The following is a 23,702-nucleotide window of genomic DNA, read 5'->3' as shown; positions in this document are numbered from 1 at the left end:
TGTATTTTAAAACAAATATAATCTAGATAAAGTGATATTATCTCAAATTTAAACTATCTCTTAAGATAATATCGTTGTTACTTTTCTTATTCCAGTAATCTGTTTTTAGCGTTTTTAATTTTATAGCCTTAGTTGTAAGTGTTTTAGCATTTTTACCAAAACCACTATTCGTGGTTTCTTCCCATCCATTAATTTCAAAAGGAAAGTTAGGATTGAAGGTGATTTTTAGAATTCTGTTTAATTCTGAAAAAGTAAGTATATAACTGTCTTTTTCTAAAGTAGCTCTGGCTTTGTACGCTTTAAGTTCAACATGTTTTAATCGTATGAATTCTAAAGAAGGAATTACATCAATTTCTCCAACCGGAAGCATGTTAGGATCTATACGGAGTTTTGTCCATAATTCATTTTCTGTCCATGTTTTTTCTAAGTTGAAATTTTGATCAGCTTCACCTTGAAAATAGGAGTGTGAAATAATTTCAAAATCATCACGATTATTAAGTTGTGTGTACACATGGCCACACCATTCTTGCACAGAGGCAGATATTTTTAAAGCATGTTGGTTATTGGCAACAGGAAAAAAAGTACTCTGCATTATAGAATACGGATAGATGCCTGTGTTAAAGGCTTTGGTAGTATTTAGCTTCAAAATAGGGATGTTACTTTCCTTGTAATTGTCTGCTTTTACTTGTGTGTCTGGTAAAAAATCTTCGGTAACAAAAACCAAAACCGCTTTTCCATTTCTTATTTCGCCATAGCGTGCTTGTTCTAGTTGGTAAGATGTAATTTCTGCTTCGCCTGAATACCAATAATCTTTAAATGCTTGCGATAACTTGGTTACAGGTTCTTTAGTTTTGGTGTCTGGACGTAAACTTTCCGAAATTTCAGAAGTGGTTTCAACAGCTTCTTTACAACTTAGAAATACCAATGCTAAAACAGGGAGTATGTAAAGTAACTTTTTCATCTAATTAAAATTTAAATAAACTGCTTGTCAGTAATTTAACGATGTTGATAAGAATTATTTACCGACTCACTTTATCTATCTGTTGATAGGTAAGTGCTTATTATAGGCTTCTTAACAAAGTTACAATTTGCTTAAGGCTTAGCAATGCTATTTAACGTTTCGTAAAGTAAATGTGTAGGCAGGCCAACAACGTTGTTGTAAGAGCCTTCTATATTAGTAATAGCTATAGCTCCAATCCATTCTTGTATACCATAAGCACCTGCTTTGTCTAATGGTTTGTAGGTGTCTACATAATACCAGATTTCGTCGTCTGTTAAAGTCTTAAAGGTTACTTTGGTTGTAGTGTTTACAAGCTTTTGTTGGTTGGTTTGTGTAAAACAAATAGAGGTCATTACCTCATGGGTTTTGTTGCTAAGCGATTTTATCATTCTAAAGGCATCATCCTTGTCTTTTGGTTTTTCAACAGGTTTGTTGTCTAACCAAACAATAGTGTCGCTTGTTATTAAAATGTCTTTTTCTTTGAGTTGCCTTTTAAAGGCTTCAGCTTTTAATTTTGCTAAATAATCTGTGATTTCAGTACCTTTTAAGGTATCTGGATAAACTTCATCAACAGGGTGAAGACGCACTTCAAAATCTATATTCATAGACTTTAAAAAGGCATGGCGTCTAGGAGAAGCAGATGCTAAAATGATGTTGTAATCTTTTAATTTTTCGTTTAGCATATTACTTCAAAATAAAAGGATAAAGACTCATAGAAAGCATACCAGTAAGCATAACTAGTTTTAGCATCAAACTAATATGTTTATAATGCGATTGCTGCTCTGCGTTAAAGATTTTTAGGGTAATATAAATTAGTGGTGCAACAACAAAAATTAAAAAGTAACCAACTAAAATCTGTTGTGTGTATAGAGTTGTAATTATGTAATACACTACAGCAAAAAGCGGTATTAGCGCTAATACAAATGCAATTTTATTTGCTCTATCTCTGCCTAAAACTATTGGCATGGTCTGCATACCAACTTTATGATCTCCGTTTATATCTTCAATATCTTTTACAACCTCTCTAACAAAGTTGATTAAAAAAGCAAAAATGGCATAGTCTCTTATAATTTCTAAAAAAGGCATGTTTGCTACATTTTTAAAAGACATCATAGAAGGAATTAATTCAAAAATACCAACTACTAAAATGCTTAGCGCTACTACAATAGATACAACTATATTTCCTATTAAAAACATTTGTTTTAGTGCAGTGGAGTAGATGTACAATAAAGCCGAACTAATAAAAAATACCACAAATAATGAAGAGTAATTAATAAGGTGCGAAAGGTAAAATCCTAGTCCAACACCAATAACATTTAGTAGCATAAAGTACGTGTAACCATCTTTCTCAGAAATGTGTTTATCAATGATAACTTTGTTTGGTTTGTTCACCTTATCGGTGTCAACATCATAGATGTCATTAATAATGTAGCCTCCTGCAGCAATACATAAAGTTACAAAAACCAAAAGCGCAAAAGTAAAAGTACTTAGAGTAGTTGTAACACCTTGACTTGCGCTAAAAGGAAGTAATAGAGCATATCTAATTAAGATTTGCACAAGCGCAATCATAACAAGGTTTTTCCAGCGAATGAGGTTAAGAAAATGAATCATTTATAGTGATTAATGTGAAAGGATTTGATTAATTAAATAGTAAGCAACATATACCACAAAACCAAAAATAATAAGGCTAATTGCAACAGTTCTTTTAAAAAGCTTTTGCTCTTGATTTCGGATTTTGTTCTTTATTTTTTTTTTGTCTTCTTTAGTAAGATTTTTGTGCATAAACTCCATTTGGTAATGGAGATGAGCTTCTAGATCTAGCTTTTCTTTATAAACAGAAAAGGGAGTGCTTGTTTTTTGGTTAAAAGTAGATTGGTTGTTGCCAAAACCTATATAACCAAAACCAGTGCTATGTCTTCTGCTTCTACGAGCCATATTATTTGTTAAATAAAAATTGAAGGAGTAAAAATATCAAATATACAGTTACCCAAATTAATATGTGTTTTACAGGAATAGATTTCTCTTTCTTTTTTACGTCTGTTGAAAATTCAAAAGCATCATCAAAAAAAGTTTTTCCTTCAATTGCATTAGAGTAATATTCTTTCAATTTTTCAGCGGTTTGTTCGATGTGATTTTGATTAACATCTTGGTTTATTAAAAGTGTATTAAACAGCAATTTTTCGCTCATCACTTTATTTTGAATTTGACTAGTATCTAGAATAGTTAATTGAAAACCATAGTCTTTTGGATGAAAAGAATTAGAAATTTTGATGATTCTATTTCTTTTTTTGTTTGTGTAAATTAACGTATCAACGATAATAGAGTCAGATTTAGATCTATCACTTTCGTGTTTTAATTCGTAATTAAATTCTTCTATTAGATAGTTAAAGGAAGCTCTGGCTTTATCTCTAAAATTTTTACATCTTTTTTTATATTCTGAAGACTCCATAACTTTATAGCCAACTGTCTACTATAACCTATATCTAATCGTATTTAGCGTCAAAATTACCATTCCATTTGTAGTGTACTTTTAGCACTTGCTCAATAACATCTCTGGCAGCACCTTTTCCTCCATTTTTATGTGAAATGTATTTTGAAATGGCTTTAATCTCTGGTGCAGCATCTTGCGGACAACATGGTAAACCGATAAGTTCCATAACAGGATAATCCGGAATGTCATCTCCCATGTACAAAACCTCAGAAGCTTTAACGTTTTTCTTTTCTAAATAATCGTTGAGTTGCTCTATTTTATTGTGTGCACCAAGGTAAATGTCTGTAATGCCTAAACCTTGAAGACGCTTACGAACACCTTCGTTAGAACCACCAGAAATTATACATACATTAAAACCAGCATCAATAGCAGTTTTTAAGGCAAAGCCATCTTTAATGCTCATTGTTCTAAGCATTTCGCCCGTTGTAGTAATGGTAACAGTACCATCGGTTAATACACCATCTACGTCAAAAATAAAGGTGTTGATGTTTACAAGGTATTCTTTATAGCTTTTATTTTCAGATTTATCCATTTGTTACTTTATATGTCACTTCGACTACGCTTCAGTGACCTGTTAATTTTTTGCTTTTCTATGTTTGTTTAGCCTAGTCGTAACACCATGCGTTTTCTTTATAGAAGCGGTTAGCATTTCATAAATAGCTTTATGCTCTTCGTTTTCAATTTGTTTTAGATGACGTTTTATAGTCTTTTTATCGTTGCGTTTTGCAGGTCCTGTTTGCGCCATGTATGGCGACATATCTTGCACTTTTTTTGCAGTTTCTAGTATCAACGGTTTTAGAATATCAAAGTTAATACTCTTTGCATCACTAATTTCATGAGCTATTCTGTACAATTGATTGGTGAAATTATTAATAAATACTGCCGAAAGATGTAACGTTTGTCGTTGCTCTGTATTTATCTTATGAGCTGTACAGCCTAAAGCTTCTGCTAAATCTTTCATTAACTGAAGGTTTGCTTTTTCGGTAACTTCAACGCAAATAGGAACTTCACTAAAATTCACCTCCGCATCTTTAGAAAAGGTTTGTAAAGGATAAAAAACAGCACGCTGATTTTTTTTGTCCATATCATGGATAGAAACACTGCCAGAGGTGTGTGCAATCAATCTGTTTTCAAATGGTAAGGCTTTAGATAATGCCGCAATACTATCATCGCTAACAGCCATAATGTATATGTCTGCAGTTTTTAGCTGTGATAAATCGTCAATAGTTTCTACCTCATTGGCATAAGAAGAAATAGCTCTGTAAGTACGGTTGTACCATTGTTTTACGGTAACATCCTTAGCGTTTTTAAACGCTTTATATAAATGTGTGGCAACATTACCAGCACCTAAAATTGTAACTGTTATCATGCTGTAAAAATAGTAAGATTTAGATTAAAAGAATAACTTTGAGGTATGAGTAAATCTGATATTAAAACCAGAGAAGATATTTATCATTTAGTCTCGCAGTTTTATGCTAAAGTGCGTAAAGATGAGGTGTTGGGACCGTTTTTTAATACAACCATTAAAGATTGGGATACACATTTAGAACATCTTACAACGTTTTGGGAATCGAGTTTGTTTTTAAAAACGCGCTATTATGGCAATCCTTTAGAAGCTCATGTTAAGGTAGATGCAGCTCATAATCACAGCATTAAAAACGAGCATTTCGGACTTTGGTTAAACCTGTGGTACCAGACCATTGACGAACTTTTTGAAGGCGATTATGCCGAAAATGCAAAACGCAGAGCTCGCAAAATGGGTACATTTCTATATCTCAAAATTTTTGAAGCCAGAAACACATAACGATTACTTCTTATTACTTTTGTCGGTTTATATCCTAAAACCAAAATTATATGAAGTTACTTAAAGAATTTAAGGAGTTTGCTGTAAAAGGAAACATGATGGACATGGCAATTGGTATCATCATTGGTGCAGCCTTCAATAAAGTTATAGATGTCTTGGCAAAGCAGGTACTATTACCTCCATTATCATTATTATCTGATGGTGCACGTTTTAGTGATAAGCGATTAGTTCTTAGAGAAGGTGTAACCGATACTTCAGGTGCAATAACAATAAGTGAAGTAGCTGTTGAATATGGAAAACTCTTCGAAGTATTTTTAGATTTTTTAATCATAGGATTTACCGTGTTTATCGTTGTAAAAGCTATGAATAAACTAAGAAACAGAGCTCAAGACACTAAAGATAAAACTGTAGCTACACCAAAGGATATTCAGTTGTTGTCTGATTTAAAAACATTAATGGAAGAACAAAACCGACTTTTAAAATCTCAGGTTTCAAAATAAATGAAAATACATTAGCGAATTTTAACGCTTTTTGGGAAGTTAAAAATAAAGTCAAGCCACTAAAAAGCATTATCTTTGACGCGCTTAAAAAAAGCCCTTGAGACTATGCAAAAGAAAATCGCAAACTTCCTCTTTTCAACCAAACTTACCGCTGTTTTATTTATTGTATTTGCCGTTGCCATGGCTGTTGGTACAATACTAGATGCACCAGCTTACGGAAATCCAACAGATCAATCTCCAACACCTTACACCAGAACATTGATATACAATACCTGGTGGTTTGAGGCTATTATGGTGTTTTTTGTTATCAATTTTGTAGGGAATATTTCACGCTACAAACTTCTTAAAAAAGAAAAGTGGTCTATACTAATTCTTCATGTGTCTTGGATTTTAATCATCGTAGGAGCTGCAGTTACCAGATATATTGGTTACGAAGGTATGTTGGCAGTAAGAGAAGGCGAATCTGAAAGTCAATTTCGTTCTCAAAAAACATACATAAGCGGAAGAATACTTGGTGATTACGAAATTAATGGGCAACTACAACAGCTTCCTGTTATGGAAGAAGTAGATTTTTCGTCTCGTTTAGATAATAAATTCGAAAGAACATATAATTACGGAGGTTCTCAAGTTACCTTCAAACTAAAAAAGTTTATTCTTGGTGCAGAGAAAGATGTTGTACCAAATGAAAATGGCGAAAACTATCTTAAAATTGTAGAAGCAGGTGCAGATGGTAATCCGCACAACCACTTCTTAAAAGAAGGAGAGGTATCTAGCTTGCACAATGTTCTTATATCACTAAACAAAGAGCAGCAAGGTGCTATCAATATAATTAATACAGACGAAGGGTTGTTTGTTAAGTCTCCTTTTGAAGGTGAGTATATGACTATGGCAACAGGCCAAACAGGCACGCTGGCAAAGGATAGTTTACAACCATTAATTCTTAGATCTAGATACATTATTGGCAATATGCAATTGGTGTTTCCAAAACCAGTTACAAAAGGTGTATTTGATGTTGTAAAAAAACCAGAACGTCTAAAAGGAGATGACAGTGGTATTGTTTTAGAAGTTTCGGCTAATGGAGAAACTAAAGATGTAAACATTATTGGTGGTCCATGGACGTATTACAGAGTTGAAGAATTTAAAGTTGGCGGCTTAGAATTTGCATTAAGATTTGGCTCTAGAATGGAGCAATTACCTTTTGAAGTAAAACTAAACGATTTTATTTCTGAAAAAAGACCAGGAACAGATATTCCTAGAACTTTTGAAAGTAAGGTAACCGTTATAGATAAAGAGCAAGGCGACTTTGATTTTCATATTTACATGAATCATGTTTTAGATCACAGAGGATTTAGATTTTTTCAAGCCGATTTTGATAAAGATGAAAAAGGTACAATTCTATCTGTAAATCACGATCGTTGGGGAACATACATTACCTACACAGGCTATATGCTGTTGTACTTTGGACTTATAGCTATTTTATTTGCTAAAAACACCAGGTTTGATGACATTAGAAAGCGCCTTAAAAAGCTTAAGGAAAAGAAGGTGAAAATAATGACCACGTTGCTTCTGTTGTTTAGTTTAGCTGGTTTTGCTCAAGACCACACACAAGACGATGGGCATAACCACTCACAAGAGCGACCAACAAAAGCAAGTTTAGATTCTATATTAAAAGCTAATATAACACCAAAAGAGCATGCTGGTAAGTTTGCTAAAATGGTAATACAAGACTACAGCGGACGTATGATGCCAATACATACTTATGCTTCTGAAATGCTCAGAAAATTAAGTAAACACGATACATACGAAGGTCTAAATGCTTCTCAGATTTTCTTATCTATACAAGAAAGTCCGATGTTATGGTACAATATGCCAATTATATATCTAACACCTAGAAAAGCAGATTCTATAAGAACTATAATAGGTGTAGATAAAGATCAGAAGTATGTGAGTTTGTTAGACTTTTTTGCTGAGAATGGCAGAAATAAACTTGGACCATATATAGAAGAAGCTTACAGTACTCAAATTCCTAATGGATTTCAGAAAGAAGTAAAAAACACTTATGATAGATTAAGCCTATTGTCTGATGTTATTGAAGGTAGAAATATTAAAATCTTTCCAATTCCAGAAAACGATAATAATAAATGGATTTCTTCTTTTGAGTTTAAGCAAGGAGGTTACGACGAAGCTATTAAAGATGAGTCGTACAAAGCATTTGTGAAAAATGGTTTTGGCTATTATTTAATGACCTTAGATAATGCAAAACAAACAGGAAATTTTGATAATGCTGATAAGTTGTTGGGTGATTTTAGAAAAACACAACAGAAATATGGAAGCGAAGTTATGTTATCTGATAAGAAGGTAGAGTCAGAAATTTTATATAACGAGTACGATATTTTTAAGCAATTATTTAGCTGGTATATGTATGCTGCTACATTTTTATTTGTGTTTATAATTGTTCAAATATTTTATCATAAAAGCAAGGCTATAAACATAATTGTAAAATCCTTGGTTGGTATCGTAGTGGTTCTGTTTTTATTACACACGTTAGGGTTAATATGGCGTTGGTACCTATCTGGCCATGCACCATGGAGTGATGCGTACGAGTCTTTAATATACGTGGCTTGGTCCTTAATGCTTTTTGGTTTATTGTTGGCGTACAACAGACAACTTTTACCTAAAAAAGTATCATTTAAGTCATTTGTGCCTTTTTATGGTCTTTTTGAAAAGCGATCATCTGACTTAACCGTTGCAGCTTCGGCATTTGTAACTTCAATGATACTAATGATTGCTCACTGGAACTGGATGGATCCTGCAATAGCAAATCTTCAACCTGTTTTGCAAGGGTATTGGTTAATGATTCACGTTTCTGTGATTGTAGCGAGTTATGGACCTTTTACATTAGGAATGATTCTGGGTGTTGTATCATTGTTATTAATGATTTTTACAACTAAAGAGAACAAAAAACGAATGGAAATAAACATAAAAGAGCTCACCATTATTAATGAAATGGCATTAACGGTAGGTTTAATTATGCTAACTATTGGTAACTTCTTAGGTGGTATGTGGGCAAATGAAAGTTGGGGACGTTATTGGGGCTGGGACCCAAAAGAAACATGGGCTTTAATTAGTATTATGATTTATGCCTTTGTTGTACATATGCGTTTAGTGCCAGGACTACGTGGACGTTGGATTTTTAATTTATTATCTATACTCGCCTTTGCCAGTATTTTAATGACCTATTTTGGTGTTAATTTCTATTTGTCAGGACTGCATGCTTATGCTAGTGGAGACCAAATCTTGAGTTTTGAAATAAGTGCATATACATTGTCTGTAATTGGCGTTATAGCAACTGCAGCTTATTTTAAGCATAAGAAGCATTACAAATAGTATTTTGCTATGTCATTGTAATTTTTCTTAAATTGAGGTGTTAAAAACCAACCCTCAAAGAATGAATTACTTCAAAAAAATAGGAACAGCAAATGTTTTAATGCTCATTTTGTGTGCAGTTATTATCCTTGTTGCCGAATACTTATTTTTAACAGGATATCAGATGCACGGCTTGTTTGTAGGCCTTTGGGCACCTACATTATTAGGTGTAATGATATACTTAAAACTTGTAGACAATGGAAGCAAATGATATCGTATTATGGTTTTCTGTTGTAGTTGTTGTCTTAGTTGCTATTTGGGCAATTTTAATGATTCGTGCTTATAATAAAGCTAGTAAAAATGATTAATAGGTTCACTTTTAGCACAGTCAGGAAATCTATTTTGTTCTTATTTTTAGGATTTATATTTTCTACAATATCTGCTCAAATTCCGATTGAAAAATACAGAGATGAAATATTGAAATTAAAGTCTGAAGCCGATATAGAAGTGTATTGGCATAGTCTTTACAGTGTAGATCAAGATACCTTATTAAAGTTGCCCACAGATGACATTACAAAATATGATTCTCTGTCTACAACTCTTATGATTAAGACAGCTTTAATGTTTGAGGTTCATGGGAGAAAAGTATACAAGAAGAATAATGTTGTGCCTGTACTTAATTTTACTCATAATTATTTAAGTGAAGCTAGTTTAGTCTTTTGGTCAATTATAAATCAATGTGTTGAAGTAGGAGGGCAGATAGATACATTTGCTACAGGCTTTCCAGCTTACCAATTAGAAGCTATTGCTAATAATTTTTATAAATATTCATTATCTGGTCAGCAAGATAAACATGAAAAATTAGTTGATAATATTGAAGTTTTATCAATAGAATCAGTTGCTTCTAGGCTTGAAGAAGCATATGTTAATCAAAAAAGATTAAGAGTACTTAATATAAAAGAAGTTGTAGGTCAGTGGTTTATTCAGCCATTTAAAAATTTTAAGGAAGATTACTGCTTTGAGATTGTAATACTGGAAGATAATAATATATACATTAAGCATAAGGAATACCTTCAGAAATTAGTTCCTTTAGATTCAGAAAAAATCATAGAGACATTTAAAATAGAAAATGAGCCATTTGGTTGGTATTATAAATTAGATGATCAAAACCATCTTAAAATGTTAGACAGTAATAATTCAGTTCTTATAGAATATACACAATGTAATTATTGACTGTATTTTTAGCTAAATCTAGATTATTCAAAAATAAAACCCATATTTGTGCTATTATGATTGCCTAATTTACCTATCGGATATAAAACGTCAACACTTCATGTGATGTAATAATGTTGAACATTTCTGTATGTTCAGCTAAAACTAATCGTACATTTTTTTAAGTTATGCAGTCTAATAAAATTTCAATAAAACAGTTTTTCAAATATTTAAAAATTGCTATTTCAGGAAAAGAGCAAGAATTTACTTCAGGTAGCATTCGCAAAGCAGTTTTTATGCTTTCTATTCCTATGATTCTAGAAATGTTAATGGAATCTATATTTGCTATTGTTGATATTTTCTATGTGTCTAGAGTAAGTGTAAATGCCGTTTCTACAATAGGCCTTACAGAGTCTGTTATAACACTAGTATATGCGGTAGCAATAGGGCTTAGTATGGCTGCTACAGCTATTGTTGCCAGACGTATTGGAGAGAAGGATAGAGAAGGAGCGTCGCAAGCAGCAATACAAGTTATAGGTTTGGGAATTATTGTAGCTACGCTTATAAGCGTTGTTGGTGTTCTTTATCCAAGAGAAATATTGCAATTAATGGGAGGAGAACCAGATCTAATAGCTGAAGGTTATAGATATACTCAAGTATTATTGGGAGGCAACGTTACTATAATGCTTTTGTTTTTAATCAATGCTATTTTTAGAGGAGCAGGTGATGCATCTATAGCTATGTGGGCTTTGGTGTTATCTAATGGCTTAAACATTATTTTAGACCCGATTTTTATTTTTGGTTTAGGGCCAATTCCGGCTTTAGGTGTACAAGGTGCAGCTATTGCAACAACTATAGGTAGAGGAATAGCAGTTGTTTTTCAACTTATGGTATTGTTTTATGGTTGGAGTAAAATTAAAGTTGGATTTAAAGATTTGGTATTTCGTGCAGCTGTTATGTTAAACCTAGTTAAAGTATCGTTAGGTGGAATAGGTCAGTTTTTAATAGGTACATCGTCTTGGGTGTTTTTAATGCGAATTATGAGCGAGTTTGGTAGCGAAGTTTTAGCAGGTTATACCATTGCAATACGAGTTATGATGCTTACACTTATGCCAGCTTGGGGAATGAGCAATGCTGCTGCTGCTTTAGTTGGTCAAAATTTAGGAGCTCAAAAACCAGATAGAGCAGAGGCTTCTGTTTGGAAAACAGGAAAATATAGTGCAATTTTTATGGCTTTTGTATCTGTTGTATATCTCATTTTTGCACCGCAAATAATATCTTGGTTTACGCAAGAAGCAGAGGTAATAAAAAGTGGAGCGCTATGCCTTAGGATTATAGCTGCAGGATATGTTTTCTATGGTTATGGAATGGTAATTATAAATGCATTTAATGGAGCAGGAGATACAAAAACACCAACTTGGATAAACTTTATTTGTTTTTGGTTGTTTCAGTTACCGCTTGCTTACATCACAGCATTAGCTTTAGATTTTGGCCCTTTAGGTGTTTTTATAGCCATAACATTAGCAGAGGTTCTTATAACTATTTTAAGTCTTGTTTGGTTTAAAAAAGGGTATTGGAAAACGACACAGGTTTAGGGCAGTTTCGGAGTAATTTTTCTTAATTTTATTCAATAATTATAATACTATGTCAAAAGAAAAATTAGGGTTAAATACCATCTGTACACATGTAGGCGAAATAAAGGATGAGCAGTTTAAAGGTGCTGTTTCGCCAATATATTTAAGCTCGTCTTATGAGTTTTTAGATGTTGATGTTAAGCGCTACCCAAGATATTTTAATACACCAAATCAAGAATATTTATCCAAAAAAATAGCAGCATTAGAACACGCAGAAGCAGCTTTGATTTTTGGATCAGGCATGGCAGCTATAAGTCATATGTTTTTAGCGTTTTTACAAAAAGGAGATCATTTGGTTGTTCAGAACACTTTGTATGGTGGAACACTGAATTTTATAAAAGAAGAGTTTCCAAAATATGGTATAGAATATACGTTTACTAATGGTTATAAAGTTGATGATTTTGAAGCTGTTATTCAACCTAACACAAAGCTTATTCATATTGAAACACCTTCTAACCCTTTATTAACTATTACCGATATTAAAGCTATTGCTAAGCTTGGTAAATCTAAAAATATCGTAACATCTATAGACAATACGTTTGCGTCTCCAGTAAATCAAAATCCAATAGATTTAGGCATTGATTTGGTAATGCATTCGGCAACAAAGTACTTTGGCGGACACAGTGATATCTGCGCAGGTGCTGTTGCTGGTACAAATGAGCATATAGAGCGCATTTGGAATGTAAGTAAGAATCTGGGAGGCAGTCTTAGTGATATGACCGTTTGGATGTTAGAGCGTAGTATGAAAACTTTAGGCTTACGTGTAAAAGCACAAACCAAAAATGCTATGAAAATGGCAAAATGGTTAAATAAACACCCAAAAATAGCCAAAGTGTATTATCCTGGTCTAAAATCGCATCCAGAGTATAATTTGGCAAAGTCTCAAATGAAAGGCTTTGGTGCTATGTTGTCTTTTGAATTGGTAGATGATCTCGATGCTTATCAATTTCAGAAATCATTAACATTAATTAAATCTTCTATGAGTTTGGCAGGTGTAGAAAGTACAGTAATTTCGCCACACTTAACATCTCATGCATTGTTAACTCTAGACGAACGCAAAAACGTTGGTATTAGCGACCAATTAATAAGGTTTTCTGTAGGTATTGAAGATGTTAAAGATTTAAAACAAGATATAAATAATGCCATAAAGCGCATTTTAAAGTAAAATTTATGAAACTAGATATATTGGCAATAGGTGCTCACCCTGATGATGTAGAACTGGGTTGTGGTGCTACAATAGCAAAAGAAGTAGCAAGAGGAAAAAAAGTTGGAATTATAGATTTAACCAGAGGTGAGCTAGGTACAAGAGGAACTGCAGACACAAGAGATGAAGAAGCTTTTAATGCAGCTAAGATTCTTAACGTAGCGATGCGAACTAATATGAAATTTGCTGATGGTTTTTTTGTTAATAATAAAGAACACCAGATAGAACTTATAAAGGAAATAAGAAAATACAGACCAGAAATTGTTTTGTGCAATGCAATAGATGATAGGCATATAGATCATGGCAAAGGGAGTAAGCTGGTAAGTGAAGCCTGTTTTTTGAGTGGTCTGAGAAAGATTGAAACCAAGCTAGATGATGAAAATTATCAAGAGCCATGGAGGCCTAAAGTTGTTTATCATTATATACAATGGAAAGACTTAAAGCCAGATATTATTGTAGATGTAACAGGTTTTGTAGAAAAGAAAATGGAAGCTGTTTTAGCATACAAAACACAGTTTTTTGATCCAGATAGCAAAGAACCTCAAACTCCGATCTCTAGCAAGAACTTTACAGACAGTATTATCTATAGAGCAAGAAATGCAGGGCGACTTATAGGTACTGAATACGGAGAAGGTTTTACCGTAGAACGCTATCCTGCAGTAGATTCGTTATTTGATTTAAAATAAATAAAGAAAACGTTTTGTAGAAAAGGTTAAATAAATTACATTTGCAATCCGATTTTAAATGGTGGTTGTAGCTCAGTTGGTTAGAGCGCCTGATTGTGGTTCAGGAGGTCGTCGGTTCGAGACCGATCTTCCACCCAAAAACGCAAAGCCTTTCAGAAATGAAAGGCTTTTTTTGTTTATCTATATTAAGGTTTGTTATTCTGTAGCTTTATCTACAACGGGTTTGTTAGCTCTATTAGCAATTTCCCATGCTGTATGAAATACCAAGCGAGTTCTATTCTCTAATAAATCGTATTCTATCTTATCTGGAGTATCACTTGGTCGGTGATAATCATCGTGCGTACCATTAAAATAGAATATTACAGGTATATTGTTTTTTGCAAAGTTGTAATGATCAGATCTGTAGTAAAAACGATTAGGATCATTATCATCATTATAAGTGTAGTCTAACTCTACATTACAGTATTTTTTATTTACCTCTTCTGAAATATTGTGTAAATCTGTACTAAGCTTGTCGCTTCCTATAAGGTATACATAGTTTCTGTCTCCTTCTTTTCTATTAGGATCTGTTCTTCCTATCATATCTATATTTAGATCTGCTACAGTATTTTCTAAAGGAAAAATAGGGTCGTTATCAGTGTAGTGTCTAGAGCCTAAAAGCCCTTTTTCTTCGCCAGTAACATGAAGAAAAAGAATAGAGCGCTTAGGACCATGACCAGATTTCTCAGCTATTTTAAAAGCCTCAGCAATTTCTAGTATTGCTACTGTGCCAGAGCCATCGTCATCTGCTCCGTTGTATACTTCACCATTTTTAATGCCTTCATGATCTAGGTGTGCAGAGATTACTACAATTTCATCTGGTTTTGTAGAACCTTTAATGTAGGCAACGACGTTTTCTGAAGTAATTTGTTCAGATTTATTTTCTATTTCTATGCTTAAATCGGTTGTTAATGTTTTTGCTTTATCATCTTCTAATATGGAAGGATATAATGCTTTTGCTAAATTTTCAGTTATCATTAGCATCATCATTTCATCTTCATTACTTTTTAAAGATAAACGACCAGAAGCGCCACTTTCAGCTTGTCTTTGATAGTATGGAGCATATCTGGTAAACATATTTGTGTCTAACAAAATTAATCCTTTAGCACCGTTTTCTATAGCAGCATCTCTTTTGCTGGATAACGATTGGCGACCATTAGACCATTTTGTGTCTTCCTTACTTCCTGTTGTTACGTAATTACCGTCAGCATCTTTAGGCTCACCAGCTTTGGCTAAAACAATTTTACCTTTAACATCAAGGTCTTTATAGTCCGAATAGTTTTCGGAATGAATTCCGTAACCAACATATATTATTTCTTTTGTTGAAACATTTGTACTGCCAGAAGCTCTTAAAACCATATGGTCTTCAAAACTTTTAAAGTCTGTACCATTTATAGAGATTTTTGCTTCGGCAATGCTTTGCTTTTCGAGTGGTACTTCTTGAAAATAATCATCATTTCCTAGAGGTGTTGGTATACCTAATGCTTGATATTGAGCTTTTAAGTATTCAACGGCCATTTTTTGTCCTTTTTCACCAGTTTCTCTACCTTCAAACTCGTCTGAAGCATATTTATAAAGCATTTCTTTAAGCTCTTCTGCTGTAATTGATGAAGCATATTTTTTTGGGTCTTCAACTTTTGCTTCATTTTTATGTACTGAAGATGAATTGCTTTTTGAAGATGTACCGCAACTGGTAATTAATAGTGCAGTAAAAAAGAATAATGATAATTGTTTCATTTTATTATAACGATTTATTTAATCCTAACAAATTTGGCCTAAATTACGAAAATCAAAATTAGCCTTGTTGTTTGGTTGGCTTTCTTTTAGTAAACTTTAAGATTATATAATTTCTGGTTTTAAGCGTTCTGGTGAATTTGCCAAATACCATGCTGTAGCAAAGATGAGTTTTGTGCGTTTGGTAAGTAGTAGATAATTAATTTTATCTGCAGTATCTGTTGGTTTGGTATAATCTTCGTGTTCTCCATTGAAGAAGAAAACTACAGGAATACCTTTGGTAGCAAAGTTATAGTGGTCTGATCTGTAATAGTAACGATTATGATCATTTTTAGCATTAAATTCATAATCTAATTCTAAATTTACAAAGTTGTAATTAGCTTCCTGAACAACAAAATGTAACTCAGAACTTATACGATCTGCACCTATAACATAGATGTAATCTTCATTGTTTTTGTGCTTTTTATCTACACGACCAATCATGTCTATATTTAGGGTAGTCACAGTTTCTTCTATAGGAAAAACAGGATTGTTTGTGTAGTATCTTGAGCCATAAAGTCCAATTTCTTCACCTGTTACATGCAAAAATACTATACTACGCTTAGGACCGTTGCCATCTTCTGCAGCTTTTTTAAAAGCCTCAGCAATCTCTAACACAGCAGCAGTACCAGAGCCATTGTCGTCTGCTCCAGGATAAACCTCGCCTTCTACAATACCTTCATGGTCAGAGTGTGCTGTAATGTAAATATATTCGTTAGGAAAAACAGAGCCTTCGATATAAGCAATAACGTTCTGAGAATCTTTTACGTCATCAGGTAAGCTTGATTTAGGTACTTTTTGAAAGTAATCAGGATGAGTTGTGGGAGGTTTTATGCCTAGTGAATCATAATACGTTTTTATGTAATTACAGACCTTATTATGGCCTTCTTCACCAGTCATGCGACCATCGTATTTTTCTGAAGAAACTTCTTCTACAAAGGCCCTAAGTTCTTCAGGAGTAATAGTATTTATATAGTTTTCTACAACGCTTTTATTGTTGTAAGAAATACTGTTTTTTAACTTTTCAATTTTTTCACTGTGTCTTAATGTAGCGCAAGAACCTACAAGAATAAGTGCAGAGGTAACTAAAATTTTCATTTAACTAATACTTGTTATAATTTAATTGTTACTAAACGTTATCATTTATTCTCTTGCGAAAAATTGGGGCTAAATGATAAAGAGTACATGTAACTGTTTGACGTTAGCAAAAATAAATTAAAACTTTGAAATATTTTCTTACAGTTAGTTTGAAATTTTAGATATCTTCATCAAAGTCTATTTCTTCTAAAAGTTCTTTAGAATCTTCAAGATTTTCTTCGTCTCGTTGTTCTAATTGCTCAGTGTTACCAACCTCTGATGTGTAGTAAACGCTTTTGTATACCGTTAAGACTAAAGCAATGATTACCATTAAAAATATATATTGAATAGATTTTGTTTTGGAATTGTCTTTTTTTGATAAAAAAACAATTATTAACCCAGCAACAAAAGCAATAGCAATAGGTATAACAGAAAGATTAGAAAATGGTGTAACGGCTATAATAACAGCCAAAACAGCAGCTATAAATCCTAAAATTATGATGAGTTTCTTTCCCATGGTTTTTTTAATGTTTTAATCCGGTTGCAGATTGTATTTTTAATTCGCCATTACCAACAGCAATTTTGAACTTTGCGTATACAGGAATTTTGTTTTGGTCTGCGGTTAACCAAAGTAAATTAGAATTACTTCCTTTTAGTACATCGCTTCCTTTTACAGATAGAGCTAATTTATAACATTCTTTAGATCCAATATTTGTTGAGATGGTCTCCTTGCTAATATATTTTAAAGTAATTGTAGTTTCTTTATTATCAAAAAGCACTGTGAAGTCTTGTTGGTCTCCAGGTGTTGCTTTATGAATGTCTAGATTTCTTATATAATACAATGTGCTTACGATGTCTTTTGTAGTAGCATTAATTTTTACATTCTTGTTTTCATCCCACGTTGTACCATCTTTTCTTTTTTTACGCTTTAAGCTTTTTACCAATTTAGCTTTATGGTTGTACTTATACTGCATAAACTTGTAATAGCCACCTTCACTAATATCTCTTTTGTATAAGTAGGGAGTCAACGTTTTAGGGTTGACATAACTTTCGTACAAATCTCTAATTTTAAAGAAGTTGTCCCATTTTTTATATGTGGCAGCTGTACACTTTAAGCGCATTAGACTATTTTTTGAAGTCTTAACCTCACTAGTCTCCATTTTTACTTCGGCAATGTCTGTTAAAATCCCAGACATGTTATAAGAGGCAGAAAAGACTAGTTTTTCACCAAAGCCAATAGTATTATTTTGAGCATTTGCCAACAATCCGCATAAAATTGCAATAACAAAAAAATATTTTTTCATAGAGATTGATTTGTAATAATAATGATGTAACTATCATATAATGTGCCGAAAATACAATGCATTATTTAATGTTGCTAATTTTTTTTAGGTTCACTTAGAAACATTTTTTAAAAAACTATTAAAAAATCTTTGGCTACTTCAAAAAGGGTTTTATATTTGCATCCGCAATTGGAGAAATGGCAGAGTGGTCGAATGCACTGGTCTTGAAAACCAGCGAGGGTCACACCTCCGGGGGTTCGAATCCCTCTTTCTCCGCCAAGATTTATTCAAAATCGATCAAAGTCCTGTAAACACTATGTTTACGGGACTTTTTAGTTTCTACAAAACAGCAAAAAGTGTATTAAAAACCATTCTGTTGGTGACCTTTTGGGTGACCTTTTTAAAACCTTTTTTAGGTCACCTATTTGTTAATAACTGTTTATAAATCAATTAGTTAAACACAAAATAAGACCTAATTATTTCGTAAATTAATGTATAATTTTAAAGGTCACCAGAATGAACAAAACATTTGGATTATTATTCTACTTGAAGAAAAGTAAGGTAGATGCACAGGGCAAATGCCCTATTTATCTTCGTATTACCATAGATGGTAAACGTACAGAAATCAGTACAAAGCGCAGTATTGAAGTTAATAAATGGAACAGTCAAGGCAATAAAGCAATTGGAAGAACTGAAGATATTAGAGAACTTAACGCCTATTTAGATTCCCTTACTACAAAAGTATATCAAAGTCAAAGAGACCTAATTCAAGACAATAAAGAGGTCACTACAGAAACCCTAAAGAATAAGTTTTTAGGTATTGAAGAAAAAGAGCGTACACTCATAACCATTTTTGAAAACCATAATACACAAGTAAAAAAGTTAGTTGGTAGAGAATTTTCAGCAGGTACTTTAGAGCGCTACAAAACCGTATGCAAGCATCTTAAAGAATTTATGCAGCATCAGTATAAAGTAAGCGATATAAGTATTAAGCGAGTAAACCACCAATTTATAACAGACTTTGAGTTTTACTTAAAAACCGTTAGAAACTGCGGACACAACAGCACCATTAAATACATAAAGAACTTCAAAAAAATAGTGCGTATTGCTCTGGCTAATGGTTGGATAGCAAAAGACCCATTTTTAAATTACAAAGTACGTTTAAAAGAAGTCGAGCGTCAATTCCTTTCAGAAGAAGAAATACAAACAATGCTCGAAAAAGAATTGCACACCAATCGATTAGAGCAAGTAAGAGACATTTTCATTTTCTGTTGCTTTACTGGTTTAGCCTATAGCGACGTTAAGAAGCTCTCAAAAGATAATTTGGTATTTGGTATTGATGGGGATAAATGGATTAAAACAAAGCGTACTAAAACCGATACACGCAGTAATATTCCACTACTTCCAACAGCTTTAGAGATTATAAAGAAATACGAAAACCACCCAGAGGCAGTAACAAAAGGTGTTTTACTTCCTGTATTAAGCAATCAAAAGTCCAATGCCTATTTAAAAGAGATAGCAGACTTGTGTGGTATTAATAAAAACTTAACCACCCATTTAGCGCGACACACCTTTGCAACTACGGTAACATTGTCTAATGGTGTACCAATGGAATCAGTAAGTAAAATGTTAGGTCATAAATCACTTAAAACAACCCAACACTATGCTAAAATATTAGATAGAAAAGTAAGTGATGATATGGCAATTTTAAAACAAAAGTTCGCTAATAAAACCAATGTAGAAACATCCAAGCGTTTAGCCAATTAGCAGATATAAACATCCATTATTATTGTTTTAGTGTTAAACTAACTAAAACCCTTGTAAACGCGAGGGTTTTACTGTTTTTTATGATTATAAATACGTTAATAACTGTTAATAAGTTTGTTTTATGTAAAGCTCAAAATATCGTAAATTAACACAATATAAATCAGGTATTTACACCTTTTAATACATTTTAATATAGAATGACATTCGAAGTAATTACAAAGGATGATTTAAAGACTCTAAAACAAGAAATCATCACAGAACTGAAGACAATTTTAGGAAGCCAAACAGAGCAAAAAAAGTGGTTAAAATCAGCAGACGTAAGAGAGATGCTTAACATCTCACCAGGTACGCTACAAAACTTACGTGTAAACGGCACATTACCCTTTACCAAGATGGGTAAAACAATGTACTATGAGTATGACGACGTAATCAAAATTTTAACCCAAAACAAAAGTGCCTAATGAGATTAACATATTTTCTACCTAACAATTTAGATTTAGAAAACCTTATAAATGAAAATAGACCAAAATTTAAACCTTTTAATTTGCAAAAGGCTAAATATCTATTACATCTAATAAGTGCGGTAAGACACAACAAGAAAAGTTTACTTACAGAGGACTATGTAAAATTATCCTCTAAATCGATGCAACACAAAGTTCATAATTATTATAAATATTGGGACTATTTCATCAATGAATTAAAAATTGTAGAAAGGGACGAATCGTATCAAGTTAACAAGGAATCAAAGGGTTATAGATTTACTGAAAAATATCGAACCCCTATTATTCCTTCCGAAGACCAAATACAAGATACTTCTTTGCGTAGAAAAATTATCCAAAACTTGAACGCTATTAATTTGTCGGTTAAAAATTATCCCTATTTAAATAAATGGTATAATGATAAACTTCAAATTGATTTCAATTTAGCAATTAAACTGATTGAAGAAGAATATGAGTTAAAAAAGGATAATAAAGAACTTTGGGATTACGATTTTATCAAAGAGAAATTTAAAAGTCCATTATACCAAAGAGACCACGCAATAATGTCGGTAACAAGATTACGCGACAAATATTATGCGCTTAAAAGAGATGAGAATGTTTATCGGTATCATACAGTGTTAACGAATATGCGCAGTATATTGCGTAATGCGATAACCTACGATGGCAAAAAACTATTTACGCTTGATATTACAAACAGTCAACCCTATTTGAGCACTATTTTATTATCACAAGACTATTTAATCAAATGTGACCCTGAAAATAAAAGTTTATCGATAAGTCTTGACGATCCGCGGAACCTATATGCTTCTTTTTCTAATAAAATAATTAATAATTTATCTATAAATCAATATAATTTTAAATTAAGTGATTCTTACATTATGTTAGGACTTTTTAGGGAATCCCCTATGAATACTGATATACAAGAGTATATTAGACTGGCAGTTGGTGGGCGCTTCTATGAGGAATTAGAAAAGAAGTACAAGGAGGATTTAGGAATCACATTTGAGTTAAGAAAGGATATTAAGGCTACCGTTTTTCAGGTGCTCTTTACTGCCAATAATTATTTTGGATGTGAAAAAGCAAAGCCTAAAAAGCTATTTGCTGAATTATTCCCAGAAGTCTATAAGATATTTTCAGATATTAAAAGAACGGATAAGACTGTTTTACCTCGTCTATTACAAAGCATTGAGAGTTATCTTATCGTTGATATTATTTGTAAGAGAATTTCAGAAGAGATACCTAATGCACCTATATTTACTATTCATGATAGTATTTCAACTACTGAAGAATACATTACTGATGTTCGCAGAATTATGGAAGAAGAATTTGAAAAGAAAATTGGTAAAGCCCCTATGATAAATTGTGAAGAATGGAGCAAAAACAAAATGATAAAGCATCTTGAAAAGCTTAAACAAAAAACTTTTGCAACAGCATCATAATACAAATAAGCCCAACCTTTTAGGTTGGGTTTTCTTTTTACGGGTTTCCTTATTCTTACAATAAAAAATATTCATACATTTAATATTTTTTAAAAGCAAAGGTCAATCAAAAGAATGAACAAAACCAATACCAGAAAAGCACTTAATCCAGCATATAGAAAACATAAACCGCTTCGTAAAGACGTCAATACATTTGTAGAAGAGTTAAAAAAATGCCTTCAAGAAGTAAAAATTAGTGATGATAATGGAGAAAGCGAAGAACATATTAAATCGCACTTCATTCAATTTTTCAACAATACATTTTATGCTGAAAATTATATTAATACTAAAGACCGTATTGATTTAGCTATCTATACAGGTAAAACTGCCAAATCAGATGTTAGTGTTATTATTGAAGCTAAAAAACCAAGTAATAAAGCCGAATTTTTAACAGAAACTAATTTAAACCGTAAAGCATTACAAGAATTACTATTATACTACCTACGCGAGCGTGTAGATAATCAAAATAATAACATTAAGCATCTTATTGCTACCAATGGTTACGAATGGTTTTTATTTAAAGCCGAAGACTTTTATAATTACTTCTATAAAAACAAAGCACTATTAAAAGAATACAAAGCCTTTAGAGATGGTTTAAAAGACACCTCAAAAAACGAACTCTTCTATAACGAAATTGCTAAAAAATATATAGAAGAAGTACAACAAACACTTCCATTTGTTCATTTAGACTTTACCAAAACCAACTTTAATAAGTTAAGCGATACGCACTTAAACACGTTATACAAAATATTCTCTAATGTACACCTTTTAGGACATTCGTTTGGTAATGATAGTAATCAACTTAACAAAACCTTTTATAATGAGTTGTTACACATTATAGGTTTAGAGGAAGTAAAAGATAAAGGTAAAAAAGTAATAAGTCGTAAAGCCGAAAAAGACCGTGACTATGCCTCACTTTTAGAAAGTACCATTTTTCATTTAGAAGACAGAGACTATCTACACAAAATAAAAAGCATAGATAACAATAACGAAAAAGCATTTAACGCTGGTTTAGAGTTATGTCTTACTTGGGTAAACAGAATACTGTTTTTAAAACTTTTAGAATCGCAATTGCTAGCCTATCATAAAAACAATTCAGTTTACAAATTCCTTAATAGCAAATTTATAAATGGTTATGATGATTTAAACGACCTATTCTTTTCTGCATTAGCAAAAAAAGAAGAAGACCGCCACCCAAGATTTAAAGACAAATACCAACATATACCTTATCTAAACAGTTCGCTTTTTGAACGTAGTATATTAGAAGACGAAGCTTTCGAAATTTCTGCGCTTAACAATGATGAAATTGAAATATACAACAGTACCGTTTTAAAAGACGCTAACGGTAAAAAACAAAAAGGAAAACTAAAAACATTAGATTACCTATTCTTGTTTTTAGATGCTTACGATTTTGCTACAGATGGTAACGAAGGTATAGAAGATGCTCAAGAAACAAAATCTTTAATTAACGCATCAGTATTAGGTTTAATATTCGAAAAAATTAATGGCTACAAAGAAGGCTCTTTCTACACACCTGCATACATCACAATGTATATGTGTAAAGAAACTTTACGTCGTGCAGTAGTGCAAAAGTTTAAAGAACAAGAAAACGACCAAATAGAAACCTTTGAAGACCTACAATCCTATTGCCAACGCTATTTTAAAATAGACGATATAAAACGCTTTAACACCATAGTAAACAGTTTACGTATATGCGACCCAGCAGTAGGTTCTGGTCACTTTTTGGTTAGTGCTTTAAACGAGCTTATTGTAATTAAAAACCAATTAGGCATTTTAGCAGATGCTAAAGGTGTCTAGTCCTGAAATATGGCTACAGGTTAAAGATTGATTTACGCTGTTTTTAAATATACCATATTCGGTGTTTTAT

General features: G+C 32.5%; 23 protein-coding genes and 2 tRNA genes. 14 read left to right on the top strand and 11 right to left on the bottom strand.

From position 1 onward, the window contains the following. Positions 1-37 precede the first annotated feature (37 nt). The 7 genes from P7122_RS11400 to P7122_RS11370 all read right to left on the bottom strand — a co-directional run bounded on the left by P7122_RS11400 (position 38) and on the right by P7122_RS11370 (position 4,860). On the bottom strand, positions 38-961 hold the full coding sequence (locus P7122_RS11400; RefSeq protein ID WP_278005929.1) for a septum formation inhibitor Maf: 924 nt from the start codon (positions 959-961) through the stop codon (positions 38-40). A gap of 131 nt (positions 962-1,092) precedes the next feature. Next, the gene (locus P7122_RS11395; RefSeq protein ID WP_278005928.1) at positions 1,093-1,683 is read right to left on the bottom strand and encodes a Maf-like protein; all 591 of its coding nucleotides are present in this window, start codon (positions 1,681-1,683) and stop codon (positions 1,093-1,095) included. Position 1,684: 1 nt separating this feature from the next. After that, entirely contained in the window at positions 1,685-2,611 is a 927-nt protein-coding gene (locus P7122_RS11390) for a geranylgeranylglycerol-phosphate geranylgeranyltransferase (protein WP_278005927.1), read from the bottom strand. Between the two features lie 9 nt (positions 2,612-2,620). Beyond that, complete coding sequence (locus P7122_RS11385; RefSeq protein WP_278005926.1) at positions 2,621-2,935, bottom strand: hypothetical protein; 315 nt, start codon at positions 2,933-2,935, stop codon at positions 2,621-2,623. Position 2,936: 1 nt separating this feature from the next. Beyond that, entirely contained in the window at positions 2,937-3,449 is a 513-nt protein-coding gene (locus P7122_RS11380; RefSeq protein ID WP_278005925.1) for a hypothetical protein, read from the bottom strand. 34 nt (positions 3,450-3,483) lie between these two features. After that, a complete protein-coding gene (locus P7122_RS11375) occupies positions 3,484-4,023 on the bottom strand; it encodes a KdsC family phosphatase (protein ID WP_278005924.1) in 540 nt (179 codons plus the stop codon). 42 nt (positions 4,024-4,065) lie between these two features. Next, on the bottom strand, positions 4,066-4,860 hold the full coding sequence (locus tag P7122_RS11370) for a Rossmann-like and DUF2520 domain-containing protein (protein WP_278005923.1): 795 nt from the start codon (positions 4,858-4,860) through the stop codon (positions 4,066-4,068). Positions 4,861-4,905: 45 nt separating this feature from the next. Here P7122_RS11370 and P7122_RS11365 point away from each other — a divergent pair, with 45 nt between their 5' ends. The 9 genes from P7122_RS11365 to P7122_RS11325 all read left to right on the top strand — a co-directional run bounded on the left by P7122_RS11365 (position 4,906) and on the right by P7122_RS11325 (position 14,033). Next, positions 4,906-5,295: a group III truncated hemoglobin gene (locus P7122_RS11365; RefSeq protein WP_278005922.1), complete on the top strand. Its 390-nt coding sequence runs from the start codon at positions 4,906-4,908 to the stop codon at positions 5,293-5,295. Between the two features lie 50 nt (positions 5,296-5,345). Then, entirely contained in the window at positions 5,346-5,795 is a 450-nt protein-coding gene (gene mscL / locus P7122_RS11360; RefSeq protein WP_278005921.1) for a large conductance mechanosensitive channel protein MscL, read from the top strand. A gap of 105 nt (positions 5,796-5,900) precedes the next feature. Next, complete coding sequence (locus P7122_RS11355; RefSeq protein WP_278005920.1) at positions 5,901-9,182, top strand: cytochrome c biogenesis protein CcsA; 3,282 nt, start codon at positions 5,901-5,903, stop codon at positions 9,180-9,182. Positions 9,183-9,243: 61 nt separating this feature from the next. Next, entirely contained in the window at positions 9,244-9,432 is a 189-nt protein-coding gene (locus tag P7122_RS11350) for a hypothetical protein (protein ID WP_278005919.1), read from the top strand. A gap of 89 nt (positions 9,433-9,521) precedes the next feature. Further along, positions 9,522-10,394, top strand: coding sequence for a hypothetical protein (locus P7122_RS11345; protein ID WP_278005918.1), 873 nt, complete (start codon positions 9,522-9,524; stop codon positions 10,392-10,394). Positions 10,395-10,561: 167 nt separating this feature from the next. Then, a complete protein-coding gene (locus P7122_RS11340; protein WP_278005917.1) occupies positions 10,562-11,968 on the top strand; it encodes an MATE family efflux transporter in 1,407 nt (468 codons plus the stop codon). 49 nt (positions 11,969-12,017) lie between these two features. Next, a complete protein-coding gene (locus P7122_RS11335; RefSeq protein WP_278005916.1) occupies positions 12,018-13,172 on the top strand; it encodes a trans-sulfuration enzyme family protein in 1,155 nt (384 codons plus the stop codon). 5 nt (positions 13,173-13,177) lie between these two features. Next, the gene (bshB1, locus tag P7122_RS11330; RefSeq protein WP_278005915.1) at positions 13,178-13,897 is read left to right on the top strand and encodes a bacillithiol biosynthesis deacetylase BshB1; all 720 of its coding nucleotides are present in this window, start codon (positions 13,178-13,180) and stop codon (positions 13,895-13,897) included. A 60-nt stretch (positions 13,898-13,957) separates the two neighbouring features. Continuing rightward, positions 13,958-14,033 (top strand) — tRNA-His (locus P7122_RS11325). Positions 14,034-14,092: 59 nt separating this feature from the next. Here the strand turns inward: P7122_RS11325 and P7122_RS11320 are convergent. The 4 genes from P7122_RS11320 to P7122_RS11305 form a co-directional block, all read right to left on the bottom strand. After that, complete coding sequence (locus tag P7122_RS11320; protein ID WP_278005914.1) at positions 14,093-15,673, bottom strand: M28 family peptidase; 1,581 nt, start codon at positions 15,671-15,673, stop codon at positions 14,093-14,095. 102 nt (positions 15,674-15,775) lie between these two features. Then, positions 15,776-16,807 carry a M28 family metallopeptidase gene (locus P7122_RS11315; RefSeq protein ID WP_278005913.1) on the bottom strand — a complete coding sequence of 344 codons (1,032 nt, stop codon included), beginning with the start codon at positions 16,805-16,807 and terminating at the stop codon, positions 15,776-15,778. A gap of 157 nt (positions 16,808-16,964) precedes the next feature. Next, positions 16,965-17,303 carry an FUSC family protein gene (locus tag P7122_RS11310; protein WP_278005912.1) on the bottom strand — a complete coding sequence of 113 codons (339 nt, stop codon included), beginning with the start codon at positions 17,301-17,303 and terminating at the stop codon, positions 16,965-16,967. 7 nt (positions 17,304-17,310) lie between these two features. Further along, on the bottom strand, positions 17,311-18,090 hold the full coding sequence (locus tag P7122_RS11305) for a DUF3108 domain-containing protein (RefSeq protein ID WP_278005911.1): 780 nt from the start codon (positions 18,088-18,090) through the stop codon (positions 17,311-17,313). A 170-nt stretch (positions 18,091-18,260) separates the two neighbouring features. Here P7122_RS11305 and P7122_RS11300 point away from each other — a divergent pair. The 5 genes from P7122_RS11300 to P7122_RS11280 all read left to right on the top strand — a co-directional run bounded on the left by P7122_RS11300 (position 18,261) and on the right by P7122_RS11280 (position 23,632). After that, positions 18,261-18,348: transfer RNA gene (locus tag P7122_RS11300), tRNA-Ser, on the top strand. A gap of 237 nt (positions 18,349-18,585) precedes the next feature. Next, the gene (locus P7122_RS11295) at positions 18,586-19,836 is read left to right on the top strand and encodes a site-specific integrase (protein WP_278005910.1); all 1,251 of its coding nucleotides are present in this window, start codon (positions 18,586-18,588) and stop codon (positions 19,834-19,836) included. Between the two features lie 197 nt (positions 19,837-20,033). Further along, on the top strand, positions 20,034-20,297 hold the full coding sequence (locus P7122_RS11290; RefSeq protein ID WP_042241164.1) for a helix-turn-helix domain-containing protein: 264 nt from the start codon (positions 20,034-20,036) through the stop codon (positions 20,295-20,297). Then, positions 20,297-21,775, top strand: a complete 1,479-nt coding sequence (locus tag P7122_RS11285) for a hypothetical protein (RefSeq protein ID WP_278005909.1) — start codon at positions 20,297-20,299, stop codon at positions 21,773-21,775. The genes P7122_RS11290 and P7122_RS11285 overlap by 1 nt, the downstream gene beginning before the upstream one ends. 114 nt (positions 21,776-21,889) lie before the next feature. Next, complete coding sequence (locus P7122_RS11280; RefSeq protein WP_278005908.1) at positions 21,890-23,632, top strand: type IIG restriction enzyme/methyltransferase; 1,743 nt, start codon at positions 21,890-21,892, stop codon at positions 23,630-23,632. The last annotated feature ends 70 nt before the right edge of the window (positions 23,633-23,702 follow it).

This window comes from Winogradskyella marincola, from assembly GCF_029624125.1.
In the GTDB taxonomy this organism is placed as follows: domain Bacteria; phylum Bacteroidota; class Bacteroidia; order Flavobacteriales; family Flavobacteriaceae; genus Winogradskyella; species Winogradskyella marincola.
The sequence above is the reverse complement of the archived record's forward strand: the minus strand, read 5'-3'. Positions and strand labels throughout refer to the sequence as shown.

Excerpts from the sequence above, each read along its gene's own strand:
- P7122_RS11400 (WP_278005929.1), bottom strand. The coding sequence starts at position 961 with ATGAAAAAGTTACTTTACATACTCCCTGTTTTAGCATTGGTATTTCTA.
- P7122_RS11395 (WP_278005928.1), bottom strand. The coding sequence starts at position 1,683 with ATGCTAAACGAAAAATTAAAAGATTACAACATCATTTTAGCATCTGCT.
- P7122_RS11390 (WP_278005927.1), bottom strand. The coding sequence starts at position 2,611 with ATGATTCATTTTCTTAACCTCATTCGCTGGAAAAACCTTGTTATGATT.
- P7122_RS11385 (WP_278005926.1), bottom strand. The coding sequence starts at position 2,935 with ATGGCTCGTAGAAGCAGAAGACATAGCACTGGTTTTGGTTATATAGGT.
- P7122_RS11380 (WP_278005925.1), bottom strand. The coding sequence starts at position 3,449 with ATGGAGTCTTCAGAATATAAAAAAAGATGTAAAAATTTTAGAGATAAA.
- P7122_RS11375 (WP_278005924.1), bottom strand. The coding sequence starts at position 4,023 with ATGGATAAATCTGAAAATAAAAGCTATAAAGAATACCTTGTAAACATC.
- P7122_RS11370 (WP_278005923.1), bottom strand. The coding sequence starts at position 4,860 with ATGATAACAGTTACAATTTTAGGTGCTGGTAATGTTGCCACACATTTA.
- P7122_RS11365 (WP_278005922.1), top strand. The coding sequence starts at position 4,906 with ATGAGTAAATCTGATATTAAAACCAGAGAAGATATTTATCATTTAGTC.
- mscL (WP_278005921.1), top strand. The coding sequence starts at position 5,346 with ATGAAGTTACTTAAAGAATTTAAGGAGTTTGCTGTAAAAGGAAACATG.
- P7122_RS11355 (WP_278005920.1), top strand. The coding sequence starts at position 5,901 with ATGCAAAAGAAAATCGCAAACTTCCTCTTTTCAACCAAACTTACCGCT.
- P7122_RS11350 (WP_278005919.1), top strand. The coding sequence starts at position 9,244 with ATGAATTACTTCAAAAAAATAGGAACAGCAAATGTTTTAATGCTCATT.
- P7122_RS11345 (WP_278005918.1), top strand. The coding sequence starts at position 9,522 with ATGATTAATAGGTTCACTTTTAGCACAGTCAGGAAATCTATTTTGTTC.
- P7122_RS11340 (WP_278005917.1), top strand. The coding sequence starts at position 10,562 with ATGCAGTCTAATAAAATTTCAATAAAACAGTTTTTCAAATATTTAAAA.
- P7122_RS11335 (WP_278005916.1), top strand. The coding sequence starts at position 12,018 with ATGTCAAAAGAAAAATTAGGGTTAAATACCATCTGTACACATGTAGGC.
- bshB1 (WP_278005915.1), top strand. The coding sequence starts at position 13,178 with ATGAAACTAGATATATTGGCAATAGGTGCTCACCCTGATGATGTAGAA.
- P7122_RS11320 (WP_278005914.1), bottom strand. The coding sequence starts at position 15,673 with ATGAAACAATTATCATTATTCTTTTTTACTGCACTATTAATTACCAGT.
- P7122_RS11315 (WP_278005913.1), bottom strand. The coding sequence starts at position 16,807 with ATGAAAATTTTAGTTACCTCTGCACTTATTCTTGTAGGTTCTTGCGCT.
- P7122_RS11310 (WP_278005912.1), bottom strand. The coding sequence starts at position 17,303 with ATGGGAAAGAAACTCATCATAATTTTAGGATTTATAGCTGCTGTTTTG.
- P7122_RS11305 (WP_278005911.1), bottom strand. The coding sequence starts at position 18,090 with ATGAAAAAATATTTTTTTGTTATTGCAATTTTATGCGGATTGTTGGCA.
- P7122_RS11295 (WP_278005910.1), top strand. The coding sequence starts at position 18,586 with ATGAACAAAACATTTGGATTATTATTCTACTTGAAGAAAAGTAAGGTA.
- P7122_RS11290 (WP_042241164.1), top strand. The coding sequence starts at position 20,034 with ATGACATTCGAAGTAATTACAAAGGATGATTTAAAGACTCTAAAACAA.
- P7122_RS11285 (WP_278005909.1), top strand. The coding sequence starts at position 20,297 with ATGAGATTAACATATTTTCTACCTAACAATTTAGATTTAGAAAACCTT.
- P7122_RS11280 (WP_278005908.1), top strand. The coding sequence starts at position 21,890 with ATGAACAAAACCAATACCAGAAAAGCACTTAATCCAGCATATAGAAAA.